Source organism: Vibrio echinoideorum (genome assembly GCF_024347455.1).
Taxonomy (GTDB): domain Bacteria; phylum Pseudomonadota; class Gammaproteobacteria; order Enterobacterales; family Vibrionaceae; genus Vibrio; species Vibrio echinoideorum.
In genome coordinates, this window is the sequence record NZ_AP025483.1 from 2,730,213 (window position 1) to 2,746,904 (window position 16,692).

At 44.7% G+C, this 16,692-nt stretch carries 12 protein-coding genes and 1 pseudogene; 6 read left to right on the plus strand and 7 right to left on the minus strand.

What is annotated here, in order from left to right; genetic code table 11:
- The first annotated feature begins 44 nt into the window (after positions 1 to 44).
- Positions 45 to 1,403, plus strand: a complete 1,359-nt coding sequence (locus OCV36_RS12400; protein ID WP_017074204.1) for an AmpG family muropeptide MFS transporter — start codon at positions 45 to 47, stop codon at positions 1,401 to 1,403.
- Between the two features lie 74 nt (positions 1,404 to 1,477).
- Here OCV36_RS12400 and OCV36_RS25545 read toward each other — a convergent pair.
- Positions 1,478 to 1,756 (minus strand): annotated as a pseudogene (locus OCV36_RS25545) (DUF4397 domain-containing protein); the annotation flags it as partial.
- A 692-nt stretch (positions 1,757 to 2,448) separates the two neighbouring features.
- Between OCV36_RS25545 and OCV36_RS12410 the strand changes: the two are divergent.
- From OCV36_RS12410 to csdA, 3 genes are all read left to right on the plus strand, one after another.
- On the plus strand, positions 2,449 to 3,264 hold the full coding sequence (locus OCV36_RS12410) for a nucleoside-specific channel-forming Tsx family protein (RefSeq protein WP_135455466.1): 816 nt from the start codon (positions 2,449 to 2,451) through the stop codon (positions 3,262 to 3,264).
- Positions 3,265 to 3,375: 111 nt separating this feature from the next.
- A complete protein-coding gene (panE, locus tag OCV36_RS12415; RefSeq protein WP_135455468.1) occupies positions 3,376 to 4,269 on the plus strand; it encodes a 2-dehydropantoate 2-reductase in 894 nt (297 codons plus the stop codon).
- Between the two features lie 87 nt (positions 4,270 to 4,356).
- Positions 4,357 to 5,568 carry a cysteine desulfurase CsdA gene (csdA, locus tag OCV36_RS12420; protein WP_135455470.1) on the plus strand — a complete coding sequence of 404 codons (1,212 nt, stop codon included), beginning with the start codon at positions 4,357 to 4,359 and terminating at the stop codon, positions 5,566 to 5,568.
- 83 nt (positions 5,569 to 5,651) lie between these two features.
- Here csdA and csdE read toward each other — a convergent pair whose 3' ends face one another.
- The 4 genes from csdE to OCV36_RS12440 form a co-directional block, all read right to left on the minus strand.
- Positions 5,652 to 6,080, minus strand: coding sequence for a cysteine desulfurase sulfur acceptor subunit CsdE (gene csdE, locus OCV36_RS12425; protein ID WP_135455472.1), 429 nt, complete (start codon positions 6,078 to 6,080; stop codon positions 5,652 to 5,654).
- A 73-nt stretch (positions 6,081 to 6,153) separates the two neighbouring features.
- Complete coding sequence (gene tcdA, locus OCV36_RS12430) at positions 6,154 to 6,963, minus strand: tRNA cyclic N6-threonylcarbamoyladenosine(37) synthase TcdA (RefSeq protein ID WP_017074198.1); 810 nt, start codon at positions 6,961 to 6,963, stop codon at positions 6,154 to 6,156.
- Positions 6,964 to 7,076: 113 nt separating this feature from the next.
- The gene (gene mltA, locus OCV36_RS12435; protein ID WP_135455474.1) at positions 7,077 to 8,189 is read right to left on the minus strand and encodes a murein transglycosylase A; all 1,113 of its coding nucleotides are present in this window, start codon (positions 8,187 to 8,189) and stop codon (positions 7,077 to 7,079) included.
- 81 nt (positions 8,190 to 8,270) lie between these two features.
- The gene (locus OCV36_RS12440) at positions 8,271 to 8,744 is read right to left on the minus strand and encodes a DUF2850 domain-containing protein (RefSeq protein WP_029224941.1); all 474 of its coding nucleotides are present in this window, start codon (positions 8,742 to 8,744) and stop codon (positions 8,271 to 8,273) included.
- Positions 8,745 to 8,905: 161 nt separating this feature from the next.
- Here OCV36_RS12440 and argA point away from each other — a divergent pair, with 161 nt between their 5' ends.
- Positions 8,906 to 10,243 carry an amino-acid N-acetyltransferase gene (argA, locus tag OCV36_RS12445; RefSeq protein ID WP_017074195.1) on the plus strand — a complete coding sequence of 446 codons (1,338 nt, stop codon included), beginning with the start codon at positions 8,906 to 8,908 and terminating at the stop codon, positions 10,241 to 10,243.
- Between the two features lie 280 nt (positions 10,244 to 10,523).
- Complete coding sequence (locus OCV36_RS12450; RefSeq protein WP_029224107.1) at positions 10,524 to 10,715, plus strand: hypothetical protein; 192 nt, start codon at positions 10,524 to 10,526, stop codon at positions 10,713 to 10,715.
- A gap of 81 nt (positions 10,716 to 10,796) precedes the next feature.
- Here OCV36_RS12450 and recD read toward each other — a convergent pair whose 3' ends face one another.
- Positions 10,797 to 13,013, minus strand: a complete 2,217-nt coding sequence (gene recD / locus OCV36_RS12455; protein ID WP_135455476.1) for an exodeoxyribonuclease V subunit alpha — start codon at positions 13,011 to 13,013, stop codon at positions 10,797 to 10,799.
- Positions 13,013 to 16,687: an exodeoxyribonuclease V subunit beta gene (gene recB / locus OCV36_RS12460; RefSeq protein ID WP_135455478.1), complete on the minus strand. Its 3,675-nt coding sequence runs from the start codon at positions 16,685 to 16,687 to the stop codon at positions 13,013 to 13,015. Before recB ends, recD begins: the two co-directional genes overlap by 1 nt.
- Between the last annotated feature and the right edge of the window lie 5 nt (positions 16,688 to 16,692).

Here is a 16,692-nt window from a genome sequence, read left to right on the forward strand (position 1 = left end):
CGCCCTTAACCTCTTAAGGGCGTTTTTCTATACAAGGACGCCCTATGTCATCAGGCTCTCCCTCTCTTTCTTGGATGCAGACCTTCCGCAGCTATCTAGATAAACGTCTACTCTGGGTGTTTATGTTGGGTTGTTCGAGTGGCTTCCCTTGGGTTCTTATCGGCTCCAACATGTCTGGTTGGTTAAAAGATGCAGGCTTAACCCGTGCTGCTATTGGTTATTTCGGCAGTGTATTCGCTGTCTATGCCATTAACTTTCTATGGGCACCGTTGGTAGACAGAGTAAAATTGCCAATCCTGCACGCCATTCTTGGCCAACGACGCAGTTGGATATTTTTGTGTCAAAGCTTTGTATTAGTGTGCACGCTCTTCATCGCTGGAGTAAATCCAGCCAATGATCTGATGTTCACCTCTATGCTTGCTCTCGGGATCGCAATTGCGTCTGCGACCCAAGATATAGCGATTGATGCCTTCCGTATTGATTCATTCCCTAAATCGGAATCTTCCAAATTACCACAAGCATCCGCAATGGCCGTGATGGGATGGTGGACTGGATACTCTCTTCCTGGTTATCTCGCATTTATCAATGCCGATACCATCGGTTGGAACGGCGTGTATTATGGCATGGCTGGCGTCGTCATCATTCTGATGCTATTCACCTTATTTGTCGGTGAGCCAACAACACAACGTGAAGCATTACAAAAAGAAGCACAACAGCGCCATAATAAAGTGGTGGGTTCTAAAGTTGTGGCCTGGCTAAGCGTTACAGTGCTGGAACCGTTCTACGATTTCTTTAGACGAAATGGTGTTCAAGTTGCTATTACGCTTCTACTGTTCGTATTCCTGTTTAAGATAGGTGAAGCCTTCTTAGGCAGAATGTCGATTCCTTTCTATAAAGAAATCGGCTTTAGCAACGAACAAATTGGTCACTATTCCAAATTGATTGGTTGGGGCGCTACGATCTTTTTCACGCTGTTAGGCAGTATTTTTAACGTGAAATTCGGTATTGTACGTGGGCTAATGATTGGTGGCGTAGCAATGGCGGCCAGCAACCTAATGTTTGCATGGATTGCTCAAGTAGGGCCAAATGAAAACTTATTCTTGGCAACGATTATTGTCGATAATTTCACGACTGCCTTTTCGACCGTCGCATTTGTCTCTTTCTTAACGCTATTAACTGGGCAAGCCTTCTCAGCAACACAATATGCCTTGCTCGCATCCTTGGGGAATTTCGGTCGAACGACGTTGGCCTCCTTCAGTGGCGAGTTGGTCGACTTCCTCAATGATTGGTCAACCTTCTTTATACTGACATCATTAATGGTAATTCCAAGCTTGATCATGCTCTATTCGTTACGCCACTTTTTCACTGATTTGTTAGAAAAAGCGAAAAACAACCACGAATAAGAGTAAAAGAAAACAAAAGGAGAGGGTAGCACTGGGCTACCCTCTTTTACTTTCTGCCAGCAGAGACTTAAACGCTAATCTGTTGTATCACTTACGACTAAGTTAAAACCGGTTCCCATCGAATCATCAATCGCCACGACTTGATAGACAACACCGTCAGCTAAAGTTGCCGGCGCAGAATCAATCGCTATTGTAGATGGGTCACCTGCTACAGTAATCGTCACGTAGTAACTGCCCGCTGCCACATAAATACCATTCGCATAATCTTTGAACTTCACATCACTGAGTGCCGGAGTGCTACCAGATATACCCACGTTTTCGGTCAAGTAAATATCAACTGAAGCTGCAATCGGGTGATGCATGGACGGCTTGAAGTTGAGTCGTCGGTTCATCGTCGTCATCACACCCAACAATTAACAAGCCTGACATCGCTACAACGAGTATTGGTGAATATTTCATCGGTCTTCTCTCCAAAAAAGTTCGACCAGTTCGTCACACAAAAGATAAGCTCTTTAACAAATCTTTAAACATCATCTCAAAATCTAGTGCAGTGAACCGTCTCAAGGTTCTCCGTGATTCAAAAAGCAACTAGGTTCAGAGACTTGGCCAATCATCACATGAGTTGTTCATCAATTGATTCCAACATCATTACGACGTTGGTCAAAAATAGATCAAAGACTAGATCAGGAGGTTGGTTGAATGAGTCATTTTTCGCGAGAAAACGCTTCGAAAGGAATACTGTTGATTTTGATATGCATGTCACTCGATTCAGTAGAATCGTTTGCTTAGGACGGTAATTCACCAATTTATCTACAAAATAATCAAGTTTCACAAAATCAATAGAAACAGAGGTGCATCAAGATGCATTGCCATCTTAAAGTTCCATCATTTAGATCGTTAGTGTGATCAACCTCACTATAATAATTATAGTTTTCACTCTGTCTCACTTTTATTTGAGAACAAAATCGCTATTATGCTCGGCATTCGGACATACAAACACGCACGGATTAGCGGGTTACTTATTTTAAACATAGAGAGTTCCATTATGCGTAAATCACTTCTAGCTCTTGGCCTAATTGCAGCAACATCTGCTCCAGTAATGGCGGCTGATTATTCTGACGGCGACATCCATAAAAACGACTACAAATGGATGCAGTTCAACATTATGGGTGCAATCAACGAGAAAGGTCCTTACGAATCTACTCATGATTACCTAGAGATGGAATTTGGCGGTCGCTCAGGAATCTTCGACCTTTACGGTTATGTTGATGTATTTAACCTAACATCAGACTCAAGCAGCGATAAAGCAGACAAAGATGGCAAAATCTTTATGAAGTTTGCTCCTCGTATGTCTCTTGACGGCCTAACTGGCAAAGACCTATCTTTCGGTCCAGTTGAAGAACTCTACCTTTCAACTCTTTTCGAGTGGGATGGTAACAACGGTGGTGTTAACACTCAGAAAGTTGGTCTTGGTTCTGACGTAATGGTTCCATGGTTCGGTAAAATGGGTCTAAACCTTTACGGTACATACGACTCGAACCAAAAAGATTGGAACGGTTTCCAAATCTCGACTAACTGGTTCAAACCATTCTTCTTCTTCGAGAACGGTTCATTCATCTCTTACCAAGGTTACATCGATTACCAGTTTGGTATGAAAGATGAATACGCTCAAGTAAGCAACGGCGGCGCAATGTTCAACGGCATTTACTGGCACTCAGATCGCTTTGCAGTTGGTTACGGCTTGAAACTATACAGTGATGTATACGGTTTTGAAGACGGTGCTGACCTTCCGTGGGATGCAACTTCACAAGCTGATTCTTCTGGCGTAGGTCACTACGTTGCAGTAACTTACAAGTTCTAATAGAACGAGTTAAGAAAACTTCCTAAATGGCACCCTCGGGTGCCATTTTTTATTGCTTTCATTTAATGTCTCGCTATCCTTTCAGCATCACTTTCTTATCTCGGTATTGCTGTGAACATCACGATTGTTGGACCTGGGGCTATCGGCTCTTTGTGGGCGATAAAACTACTTCAAGCTGGTCATAATGTGTCTTTGTGGAGTCGTTCCACTGATAACTCAATAGACTTATCACTTGATGGACAAGCTTCACTTTCCTTCAGTAACAACAATATCGAAAAGCTATCAGCGAGTGACTTGGTTATTTTCACGGTCAAAGCTTGGCAAGTAGAACAAGCCACTACTCCACTACTTCAATATCTCGACTCTGACACCATTCTTATGTTCATGCATAACGGAATGGGCGCGGTCGACAACATCGCCACTCAAATTGATGCTCATCCAATAGTATTGGCGACCACCACCCAAGCGGCATTCAAACCCAGTCACAACAATGTATCCCACACAGGAATCGGTCAAACACAATTGGGGGCTTTTAACCTCAAGGGTCAGCAGTGCACTTTTTTAGTTGATGTGTTGGAACATGCCTTGCCTGCCGTGAGTTGGAATCCTGAGATAAAAACAGCGCTATGGACTAAGCTCGCCATCAATTGTGCCATCAACCCACTGACTGGGCTGGAACAAATCAAAAACGGAGAGCTTGCTGACCAAAGATTTAGCGAAGTTTTGAGTTCTATAATTAAAGAACTCACGCAAGTGATGCAAGCTGAAAGCATTACTTGTTCATTCGACGAATTAGAGACAAGCGTCAAACAGGTTATCCAAGCCACGGCAAAGAACAATTCCTCAATGAAGCAAGATATGTTTTACCAACGAAAGACAGAGATAAACTTCATTACCGGACACCTTATAAAGACAGCACTTAAGCATCAGATAGAGGTTCCCGTTAACCAAAAGCTGTTTGCTCAAGTCAAAGAACGAGAAAATAGCTGGAATCATCAAGATTAGTCAGCAACGGTTAACAAGTCGCGATAAAATAACGATACCGCTAAGCATAACGCTAGCACCAATTTCCAAGATTTTAGGTAAGAATAGATGCTTGATATCAATCACATCCGAGAGCAGTTCCCTGCGTTATCACAAACCGTCAATCAACAACCGTTGGTTTACTTAGACAGCGCGGCAACGACACAAAAACCTCAGGTGGTTATTGATGCCATTAGCCAATATTACTCCAAACAAAATGCCAATGTTCACCGTGGTAGTCATAGCTTAACAGCGAACGCGACCAGTCAGTTTGAAGCGGCAAGAGATAAGGTCGCTCAGTTTATTGGTGCAAGATCTTCAAAAGAGATCATTTGGACTCGCGGAGCCACCGAAGCACTCAACCTGATAGCTCAAACCTACGCAAGAAGTACCCTTCAGCCAGGCGATGAGATCTTGGTTAGCGAAATGGAACATCACGCCAACATTGTGCCTTGGCAAATTATGGCAGAGCAAACCGGGGCTAAAGTCGTTAAAGTGCCGATGAGATCGGATTGCGAATTTGACCTAGTCGCGTTTGATACGCTTTTAAATGAACGAACCAAGATTGTTGCATTAGCTCAGATAACCAACGTGACGGGTTCTCGTCAGCCAATTGAAGCTGTCATAGAAAAAGCACACAAGATGAATGCGATTGTGGTTATTGATGGCGCACAAGGCATCGTACACGAGCCCGTTGATGTAGCTGCTTTAGGTGCGGATTTCTACGTATTTTCAGGACACAAGCTCTATGCCCCTGCGGGTATCGGTGTACTTTATGGCAAACTTGAATTGCTCGAAGCGATGCCACCTTGGCACGGCGGTGGCAAAATGGTTGAGCGCGTCTCTTTTTCTGGCACTACTTTTTCTGAACTGCCTGGTAAGTTCGAAGCCGGAACACCAAATGTAGCCGGCGCGATAGCATTAAGCACTGCAATAGAATGGTTGAGTGGTTTTGCACAGCAATATGTCGAAAATCATATCCACCAGCTTCAGCACGAAACCTACCGTGCACTCAGTAAACTGGATGATATTCAGGTTTTGGGGTATCAGCCCAACGCAAGCGTGATTACTTTTGTGATGGATGGTGTTCACCATCAAGACATTGCGACACTGTTAGATCAACAAGGTATCGCGGTACGCGCAGGACATCATTGTGCTCATCCATTAATGGATGCGCTTAATGTGAAAGGAACGGTACGAATTTCATTTGGGATTTACAACAACATGGATGATGTTGAAAAACTGATTGCTGCAGTAGAGAAAGCAGTAGATATGCTGTAACGAGTAACGAGTAACGAGTAACGAAATTATTTAGGGTTGGCGTTTAGCGTCAACCCTTTTTGTTTCTGTGTATCTAAGAGATATTAAGCACTTAGCTCTTGAATTTGAGCAACAATCGCTTTTAAACCATTACCGCGAGATGGGCTCAAGTGTGTGATTAGACCGATTTTTTCAAAGTAGCCGTCAATATCGAACGCTTGAATCTGCTCTGATGTTTTGCCGTCATACGCAGCCATCACTAATGCAATCAGACCGCGCACGATACGAGCATCAGAATCTGCACAAAAAGACCAAACCCCATCGACATTCTGAGAGACCAGCCACACTTGGCTTTCACAACCAGAAACTACAACCTGCTCACTCTTCAGCTCATCAGGCATGTTGGGCAGTTTCTTTCCCCATTGAATCACTTGGCGATAACGGTCTTCCCAACCGCTGAATGTCTGCATTTTTGCGACAATATCATCACTGGTAATTTCAGTACCAAATGGAGAGCTTGGGAATGACATCATTTTAATATCCAATAGATTATGACTAAATGTACAGGTGACAATGGTTTAGTGTTCTTAAGCAAATAATAGAGAACTACTTAGAGTGCTTTTGAATGATCTTTTCTACGATACGAGAAACAGCCACAAAGCCAAAAGTCGCGGTTACAACCGTTGCTGCACCGAAACCCGTCGCACAGTCCATGCGTTTTGGCCCTTCTGCAGTCGCTTTCGCAGCACATACGCTACCGTCAGCTTGAGGGTATTTAAGTTGCTCAGTAGAGAACACACAATCAATACCAAATTTACGATCTGGGTTCTTAGGAAAATTGTGGTGACGACGTAAAGTATCTTTAAGCTTCTTCGCTAGCGGATCTTGAATTGTCTTAGTCAGATCGGCGACTTTAATTTGAGTTGGGTCGACTTGCCCACCCGCGCCACCCGTGGTGATCACTTTGATTTTGTTACTACGACAATACGCCAACAACGAAGCCTTGGCTTTCATGCTATCAATCGCATCTAACACAAAATCGAACTCTTTCGACAAGTACTCAGCCTGATTGTCAGGGCCAATGAAATCATCAATCAAGTTAACTTTACACTCAGGGTTAATCAGCTTAACGCGCTCAGCCATCACTTCGATTTTGCTTTTGCCAACGGTGCCCGACATTGCATGGATCTGGCGATTGATGTTAGTCACACACACATCGTCCATATCGATCAAAGTCAGCTCACCCAAACCGGTACGAGCAAGCGCTTCAACAGCCCATGAACCTACGCCACCAATACCGATCACGCACACGTGCGCTGCTCTAAGTATGTCGACTTCACTATTGCCATATAGGCGGCGAGTACCACCAAATCGTTGGTCATAGTTTTCTGAAGCTGGTGTGGTCAATTCACGCATTATTGCCGCCAATTTATTTCTGAGAAAAAGAAAAGAGTGCGTTTTATACGCACTCTTGAATTAAAAGTCTAGGGGATTAGCGATTCGCTTTCAATGCCCTATTTTATTGTTGTTTACTCGACCTTTTCAGGAGGCAAAGCCCAAGGCGCTTCGGTTGCACTGCCATCTAAGCCAAGCTTCCATACACGACCAAAATGCTTGTAGTGACCCGCTTCAGTACCCGCTCTTGGGCCCATACCGTGGTAGAGATCTAAATGGTTCTGCTTAACTGCGCCACCGGTATCCAAAACCAGTAACAATCTTAGTTGGTGCGCGCCACTCCAAGTACCATCGGCATTCAGCAATGGAACCTCCGCAAGTATTGGTGTTCCCATAGGGAGAATAGAGCGATCACCTGCGACCGCAGCCATTGGTAACAATGGAATACCAGCACTTCCCATTACCGACAAATCTTCTCTAGAACTAAAGAAGACAAAAGAAGGGTTTTGCTCAAGCAACTCTTTTACCACTTCAGGCTCGTTCGCCAATACCCACTCTTTGATTGCCTTCAGTGACATTTTTTCGCGAGGAACTAAGCCTCGGTCGATCAATACACGACCAATACTCACGTAAGCTTTGTTGTTCTTACCTGCATAAGCAAAGTACTTGAGCGTATCGTCGTCACCAAAATGCACAAAACCACTGCCTTGCACTTCCATCATAAACGGATCGATACGGTTTGCTGCATAGCCAAGTTCAAGGCCTTGCCCTTCTAATGCACCATTATAAATTTCTTCGCGAGTCGGACACTCTTTATCACAATCAGGAAGTCCATAAACAGGGAAACGATATTCTTCACTCGCTTCATGACGCAATTCTATGACAGGAGAAAAATAGCCGGTAAACAAAACATTACCTTGCTTATCTCCACCACCCAATTGAGCGGTTTGAACGCCAAAGTTAGCTAATTCGCTAGGATCACCGCTCAGCATCGCCCACTCGTTGAGTTGTTGATACAGCGGTTCATAGATCTTAGCCATTGAAGGGGACTTAGAAACCACCATCTCAGCTTGTTCTGAAAACGCGGTGTAGTCTCTTGGTTTGTTGGATTCAACCTGATCGACCTTATTTAAGGTACGGGGAAATTCATCATCAAGGTGTTGTTGAGCACGATCGGTAGGTTGAGCACAGCCAAATAAGAAAGAGGCGGCAACAAGGGGAAGCCATTTTTTAATCACAAGAGTCATCCTAAAAATTCTATGCATCGAGGATGACAAAAACGGTCAGATAACACAATCTTAGATTGTAAGAGTTTACAGTAAGATAACCTATCGAACTGAATTATCGATATATCCCTTAAGACGGAAGATAGGATTGTAGTGAGCACCTGAATCGAGCACCATTTCTGTATTGTCAGCATTAGTCATACGAAAGCGGTATTTTTTATCACCTGTTTCATATTCAAAGTAGCTACCGTCAAAGTCAAAGTTAGTCGACACAACTGAGCCACGAACTGACACACCATTCGCATTGAGCACAAACTCATCTGTCGCATAATGGGCAACATCCTGCTCTACCCAAGTACCGTATAGCAAGTGGTCAGGTGTTGCTGCATCTTGTACTCGAGAAAGCACATCGCTAAATAAAGAAACCACAGCAAATGAGCCCACCAAGGCTAATACCATCAAGCAACGTTCGATGATCTTACGCTTCAATTTAGATTGATTGCGTTGTTCTGCTTCACTGTAAAGGTTTTTCGTTATTTCATCGATCTTGTTCTTTCGTGCTGGCGCTTGTTGCATTCGGTTACTACTCATAAAGATGCTGTATACATTCTACACTGAGACAGTTTGTATAATGAAGTCTCGATGAGAATAGTTTGCGCTTTATTCCAAAAACATGTTGTTTAGATTTGAATTTAAATGCTAAATTAACGAATAAATAAACAAAATGGATTTGTTCTGTGAAATTAAGAAGTACAGCGCTAGTAAAAGGCTTCAGACAATCAACACCTTACGTGAATGCTCACCGTGGCAAAACCATGGTCATTATGCTGGGAGGCGAAGCCGTTGCCGATAAGAATTTCGGGAACATTATTAGTGATATAGCCCTCCTCCACAGCCTGGGAGTCAAGATTGTTCTCGTGCATGGAGCCAGACCACAGATCAACCAACTGTTAGCAAAGCAAGATTGCCATACGCCTTATCACAAGAACATTAGAGTCACCGACGAATATTCTTTAGGTGTGGCAATGCAAGCTGCGGGTCAATTACAGCTGGCTATTACGGCTCGCCTTTCAATGAGCCTAAACAACACGCCAATGGCTGGCACTCAACTTAATGTCATGAGTGGTAACTTCATCACGGCTCAACCTCTGGGTGTGGATGATGGTACTGATTATTGCCACAGCGGGCGCATTCGTCGAATAGATATAGAAGGGATTAATCGCACACTCGACCAAGGCTCTATTGTGCTGCTTGGGCCTATTGCCAGTTCCGTGACTGGCGAGAGCTTTAACCTGCTCTCTGAAGAGGTCGCGACTCAAGTTGCCATTCGTTTAAAGGCCGACAAACTCATCGGGTTTTGTTCAGAGCAAGGCGTAACAGACATAAACGGTGATGTACTCGCCGAACTATTCCCTAAAGACGCCAAACAAATTCTTGAACGCTTAACTCAATCTCAAGACCCAGCTGAAGATATGAGTACAGGAACACTGCGATTCTTGAAAGGCGCAATCTCTGCTTGTCGTGCAGGAGTGCCTCGTTGTCACTTAATCAGCTACAAAGTGGATGGCGCATTAATCCAAGAGCTGTTCTCTTTCGACGGTATTGGAACCCAAGTGGTCATGGCGAGTGCCGAGCAAGTCAGACAAGCTCAGATTGATGACATTGGTGGTATCTTTGACCTTATTCGCCCGCTTGAAGAACAAGGTATTCTCGTTCGTCGTTCAAGAGAGCAGTTAGAACAAGAAGTCCATCGTTTTACCATCATTGAAAAAGACGGTCTGATTATTGGCTGCGCTGCACTATATGCTTATCCAGAAGATCACATGGCAGAAATGGCGTGTGTCGCTATCCACCCTGACTACCGCGATGGAAACCGTGGGCAATTACTGCTGGATTATATGCGTCATCAATCCAAGTCGCGTGATATCGACCAGATCTTTGTTCTTACCACACATAGCCTTCACTGGTTCCGAGAACAGGGTTTTTACGAGATAGGTGTTGATGAATTACCGATGGAAAAACAGGGGTTATACAACTATCAGAGAAACTCAAAAATCTTAGCGCTAAACGTATAAACAAAGTTTTGGATCAAAATCTCACTTTGATTTCAAATTAATTGCAAATGTAATCGTTTACTATATGAGTTTTATTAACTATGCACTTTAACTTACACCAATAATTGTATAGAATTTGCACGTTTTATGAATATCAACAAACGTTTTTATTGGAATACCCCCCAATGTTTAACCTATAACATTGAGGTGGTCACTGCACGGATTGCTATACCCGTTAACGGTCAACACGCTAGAAGCCGTTCTGACCGTTGATATAAACAGCAAAAAGAGCAACATTGATATGAGAACCATTGTTTGTAACTCGCTGCAAAGTTTTTGGGATATGGCTGATAACCAATTCTTAGAAGGGCTAGACGTACACTGCGTGTTCCCTGTGAGCGAAAATCTAAAAGAGTTTATCTTGAATTGCCAAGCAAAATACAAGATAAACCATATATCATTTACTCGAGCGTTTTTAGGCAAAGAGTCTTAATGACGTTCAAAGCAACCAGGGATGGTTGCTTTGTGTTTATCTAGCTCTAAGTTCAAGCCCTTTTCTAGCTGCTATTAACGACTAATTCGTTAAGCGACTGCCTAAACCACTCACTCGCTCTGTTTTCACCTTAATCCCACGCTTCAATACATTTGTATCGCTGAACATCATCAGTCGTTTCTTAGCACGCGTAATCCCTGTATAGATAAGCTCGCGCGTTAAAATAGGGCTGAAGTCTGGCGGTAAGATCATCAAGGTCAGATCAAACTCACTGCCTTGAGATTTGTGTATCGTCATCGCATAAGCGGTCTCATGATCGGGTACTCGGCTTGGAAGCACTGCTTTCACACTGCCATCTGGCAATTCAAAATACACCTTCAATCTAGGTGTGGAATTCGCACTATTTGACTCTAAAGTCGTTGCATCAGCCTCAAGCATACAGATACCAATATCACCATTATACAAACCCAAACCATGATCATTACGCGTTACCATCACAGGTCGCCCGTGATACCACAATTCATCGTTATGTGGATTCACCAAACGTCTTGCGGCAAGTGCCCTTTCGATTCTGTGGTTGAGGCCTTTAACACCAAAATCCCCTTCACGAATAGAGCACAGTAATCGACACTGGCTAAACAGATCGAGAACCGATTTTGCGCGTGATTCTTGAGTTTCTAGCTCTTCTAGCGGTACATTCATTCTATTGAGATACCCACCATATTCATTGACCAAAGTTCGCAGCATCAAGTTATAGCTATCACTCGACAGCGGGTGATTTTCAATGTCTCCAAATCCTTTAGCAAAAACTTGGTCAACTTGACTGGCAGACCCGTTATTGATCGCTTTTGCCAATTGCCCGATACCTGAACGCGCATCGAAGCGGTAACTCTTCTGCAGCATACACAAGCTATCCGCAATCGCAGGAGGAGTAACCGCTCCAGCTTTGATTTGTCTTGGTTTGGCTATCGCGTCAAAACCTGTCATCTCTGCAATCAAGTTGCCTTGAGCTGAACTATATCCGACAGAGTTGAATGAACATATATCACCTAACACGGCACCAGCCTCTACTGAAGCGAGCTGATCTTTATCCCCAAGCAGAATCAACCTTGCGTGTTCAGGGAGTGCATCCACCAGCTTATACATCATGGATAAGTCGACCATCGAAGCCTCATCCACCACCAATATATCAAGGTGAAGTGGATTGCGTCGGTTGTGTCTAAATTCAGCGCGATTCGGAATCGCACCAAGCAGTCTGTGCAAGGTACTCGATTCCGTCGGTATGTTGGCCTTCACTTCAGGTGCTAATGGCAGCTGCTCAATCGCTTTACCAATCGACTCAGTTAAACGTGCCGCCGCTTTACCTGTCGGTGCCACGAGCTTGATCGTCGGTGTTTTACCTTGGCTTAACGATTGCTCAACCATCGCCGATAGTAATTTGGTTACCGTAGTGGTTTTACCCGTGCCCGGCCCACCAGAAATCACCGCGAAACGACGACTTAACGCCACTGCTGCCGCGACCTTTTGCCAGTTCAAACAGACAGATAACGGCACTAGACTATCCAGTACATCTAAATCGGTCACTTGTTTGGCTTGAACAATCGCTTGATCGATAGAACCCCAATCCAAAGCCTGTTCATCGACGATATCTAGATGGTCACACACTAACTGCTGGCGCAACACTTGAGAGGTTTGTTGGTTTGCTTCAGCCTTTGCTAAGGCATTGAACAGAAAATGGTAACTGCGTGCGAATAGTTGATTGAGCGTTTCAGTCAGCGCTTTTTTCTGCTCAATATTGAACTCTACTGGCTTACTTAAACGGTTTAAGGTCTCAGCCAACACAACTTCGTAGTTCCAATAACGTTGCAAGTAGACACGCTGCCCATCAAACATCAGCGGCTTAACGCAATCATTGGTTGTACCTACTAGGTTTGACGATTGAAGTACCGCCACCCAATCCATACCTAATAACTTTTGATTCAATTGCAGGGCAGTTTCACCGTACAACCCAAGTAACTGAGCAAGATCCGCCGTTTGTTCAGGGCCTACCGTATACTGCTGTATAAGCTGAGTACAGATATGCCCCTTGCCCAACTCATGGCTTACAACCCCAGCAAGAAAGCCGATCTCTTGAGAATAACTCGTTGCTTGCTGCGCAATAAAACGAGCAAACTGATAATCCAGTTGACGAATCGAGCCCTTATCCGCAAGGAACTTCAATACATCCATGAGCTGATCAGGGATAAGTGAAACTGGCTTTACAGGGTTTGTCGTATCAATCGTGGTCGTTGTTGTCATTATAGAAGCCCCATCTGTCCAGTTTCATTGTCATTCAATTGTGCTGAACGTCTGTCTATTACTTTACCGTCAATCAATTGATCCATTTCATCGAGCAAAGCCAGTGTTGGTTTAGCCGAGAAAATACCTTGTTGAGATTGACCATCCATCCCTCTTAGGAACAAGTAATAAACCCCACCGAAATGTTGTTCATAGCTGTAATCCGCAACGCGGCTACGTAAGAAACGGTGCAACGCCAAAGCATAAATTTGATATTGCAGATCATAACGGTGGTCGGCCATCGCCGATTTCAATGCCTCACCATGGTAGACAGAAACATCATCACCTAAGTGGTTCGATTTCCAGTCGAGTACATAGTATTTGCCTTTATGTTCAAATACTAAATCGATGAAACCTTTCAACATGCCTCGCACCGTTTGAAAGCCTAAATCACCCGCTTTTGCCGACAATGGATCGTGATACTGGATGGTTTGATTAAGTTCAGAGGATGCTAATACTTCGATCGGCAACAAGAATTCCATCTCAACCAGTCGTTGAGTTGAGTCTTTCTCACTCAGCTTTAAGTTCTTTCCATCTAAAGCCGTGTTTAGCACCGTATCAACAAGCTGTTGAAGCACCGGTAACCATTCGATTTCGTATTGCTCTGACTCTAACAAGTGAGTGATTACTTGCGTGTTATGGTCACTGGTTGCTGGCTCGGTAAATTCAACATCCTCAAACAAGGTATGTAAGAAGGTACCAGGGCGAGCACCGCGAGGGAACGTGAATATAGAACGTTCCGGTTCAATCAGTTCCGACTCATCTTGCTCATCGGCTGAATCAATATCGAAGCCAGACACCTCAATCGTAGCGTCATGGCTTGCTCCGTGACTGCCTTGTTTTACAAGCCCCGAGTAACTGGTGATACGCCAAGCTCGGTCAATTGAAGCCTTCAGTTCGCTAGCCTGTAGGTCGTCACTCACTTGTTCTGCCTGAACAAACACTTGCTCGTGAGCGGTTGGTGTTTCAGACAGCAATACGCTTGAATTCTTACCCTCAATCGCTGACAGAGCTTGATGTAACTCGGCGATGCCTTGCTCTTGTCCGTTTTGAACCAAGTAGCCCATAGCACTCAAGTGAACGCCTGTTGGCTCTTTGGTTGAACGCCCTTTACGTAGCGGTGCCATGCCAATGAAACATCCATAAACAGCACGAGTAAGCGCCACGTAAATTAAACGTAAGTCTTCCGCCAATCGTTCTTTATCAGCTTGTGCTAAGGCACTATCGCTACCGGTAATATCAAGCACTGTGGTATCTGACTCGTGATCGTAGAACTTGCCTTCACTCGCTTCACGGTAACTCGCGACAAACGGCAAAAATACGAGGTCATATTCCAAGCCTTTCGACTTATGAATGGTAACGATTTGAACCAAGTTTCTTTCTGATTCAAGGCGTTGAATGTCGTCATCGCTGCCGCCTAAACCATTTTGTGCATCTGATATCGCTTCTGCCAACCAACGCAACAAGCCATAGTCACTGTCGAGCTCTTGTCTTGCTTGTTGCAACAATTCGCCAATGTGCATCAAATCAGTGAGTGAGCGCTCACCATTTTCTTCTTCCAGTAAACGTTCCGCGAGATGTCGTTTACTGATCACGCTGCGAAGCATTGGTAGCACGCCGCGCTGTAGCCATAACTTACGGTATTCTCGAAATTCGTTAACGACGTTTTCCCACACCACTTCATCGTTGTTGAGTTCATCCAATGAGGCGGCATCCAAAGCAAACAACTCCGACGCTAAACTCGCGCGCAATGCACGGTCATTTTCTGGCGTCAGCACCGCTTGCAGTAAGCGTTGAATATCTTGTGCGACCAAGCTGGTGAAAACGCTATCTCGGTTAGACAAATACACGCTTGCAATGCCTTGCTCAGACAGCGCGTTCTTAATCAGGCGACCTTCACTACCGGTTCGAACCAAGACAGCAATATCACCCGCATTCACGGCATGTTGTTTTTTGCCGTTATCAAAATAGGCTTGTTCGTTTTGAGAAGCCGTCAGAATGGTTTGAACTTGACTCGCCGTCGCCTCGGCCATGGCTTTGTGATATTCGCCTTTTGGTAAGGGCTTATCTTCAGCATCTTGCAGCCAAAAGGTAAGTGCGTGCTGAGTTTCTCCGTTCATTACCCATTGGCGTTTATCAGCCGATGGGCTGGCTGCGACGGGCAAAAATGGAATATCTTGGTCGTAGATAAACGGGCTATCCGAATTCATAAACACTTGGTTTACCGCACTGACCATATCAGCACTCGAACGCCAGTTAGTCCCCAATGTATAGTGAGCACTAACTTGGTTTCTCGCCTTGATATAGGTAAAGATATCTGCGCCACGGAAGCCGTAAATTGCCTGCTTCGGGTCACCGATCATAAACAGACCACACTGCGGGTTATCGAGATAAATTCGGCTGAAAATACTGTACTGCAGCGGATCGGTATCTTGGAATTCATCGATCATCGCCACTGGGTATAAGGTTCGAATTCGCTCCACCAACAATGACTGCTCATCCACATCAATGGACGCGGATAACTGAGTCAGCAAATCATCAAACGATAACCACTGCTTTTGCTGTTTAGCCTTAGCTAGCATAGTTCGACAGTGAGTAATCGCATGTGCCAGCAATGGAGCTTTTAGATCTGCTGGAGAGTTTAAGAAGTTCTCAATCGCTTCAAACACCGCGTGCTGAGGTGCAGTGCCTTTCGGTGTTTTTTCAATCAGAGTAGCTTGAGAGAACTTCTCTAATTTATCTGGGAACTGGTAATCTTGGGTGTCGCTCTGCGCCCATGCTGTCACCACTTCTAACCAAGTCGGCAAAGACTTCTTGGTGTAGCTGCGCTTGTTCACATCTGAACCTGAAATCAAAGCCAAAAAGTCCACTTCAGATTCACACCACAGCGCTTTAAGTTGCTTCACTTTGTCTAGGTTTTGATTGTGCAGAGTTTGCAGGTCACCCGACATCGCATCTACCGTCAACTTCAGCGGAGACCCTGTCAGGTAGCGATTTACGTCAGCTAATAATGAAGCGGGAGAGCCCCAAATATTTCGCACTTCCCCCGCGAGTTGAATTGGCAGTGGGTAGAACTGTTTACGCCAATAGTCGGCGACCACTTGTGCTTTTAGGTGGCTTTCATCGGTCACAAATTCATTATCAAAACGGCTTCCAGACTCAAAGGCATTTTGGGTCAGCATACGCTGACAGAAGCCATGAATGGTATATACAGCGGCTTCATCCATTTGCCTTTCAGCATTGAGCAGAGTTTTCGCAGCGCCAGCATGATCATCGATGGCTTGTAACAGAGGAGCAATCACTGGGTCGTCACTTTGCCCGCGAGCAAACGCAATACGTGCATCATGGATTCGAGCACGGATACGATCGCGTAGCTCTGCCGTTGCGGCTTCAGTAAAGGTCACCACCAAGATTTGGTCCACGGTTAGTGGCTCATGGTGTCGAGTAACTTCAGTCAGATCACCTTGCGGCGCAGCGGTACCGTGCCCAAGCAGTAGGCGCAAATACAAGCCAGCGATGGTAAATGTTTTACCCGTACCCGCTGATGCTTCAATTAAACGCGCGCCATGAAGTGGAAACGTCATGGTATCAAGTGTTTGTGGAACGATTACCTGAGCACTGCTTGTGGTCGTCATGCCTT

Excerpts from the sequence above, each read along its gene's own strand:
- OCV36_RS12400 (WP_017074204.1), top strand. The coding sequence starts at position 45 with ATGTCATCAGGCTCTCCCTCTCTTTCTTGGATGCAGACCTTCCGCAGC.
- OCV36_RS12410 (WP_135455466.1), top strand. The coding sequence starts at position 2,449 with ATGCGTAAATCACTTCTAGCTCTTGGCCTAATTGCAGCAACATCTGCT.
- csdA (WP_135455470.1), top strand. The coding sequence starts at position 4,357 with ATGCTTGATATCAATCACATCCGAGAGCAGTTCCCTGCGTTATCACAA.
- csdE (WP_135455472.1), bottom strand. The coding sequence starts at position 6,080 with ATGATGTCATTCCCAAGCTCTCCATTTGGTACTGAAATTACCAGTGAT.
- tcdA (WP_017074198.1), bottom strand. The coding sequence starts at position 6,963 with ATGCGTGAATTGACCACACCAGCTTCAGAAAACTATGACCAACGATTT.
- mltA (WP_135455474.1), bottom strand. The coding sequence starts at position 8,189 with ATGACTCTTGTGATTAAAAAATGGCTTCCCCTTGTTGCCGCCTCTTTC.
- OCV36_RS12440 (WP_029224941.1), bottom strand. The coding sequence starts at position 8,744 with ATGCAACAAGCGCCAGCACGAAAGAACAAGATCGATGAAATAACGAAA.
- OCV36_RS12450 (WP_029224107.1), top strand. The coding sequence starts at position 10,524 with ATGAGAACCATTGTTTGTAACTCGCTGCAAAGTTTTTGGGATATGGCT.
- recD (WP_135455476.1), bottom strand. The coding sequence starts at position 13,013 with ATGACAACAACGACCACGATTGATACGACAAACCCTGTAAAGCCAGTT.
- recB (WP_135455478.1), bottom strand. The coding sequence starts at position 16,687 with ATGACGACCACAAGCAGTGCTCAGGTAATCGTTCCACAAACACTTGAT.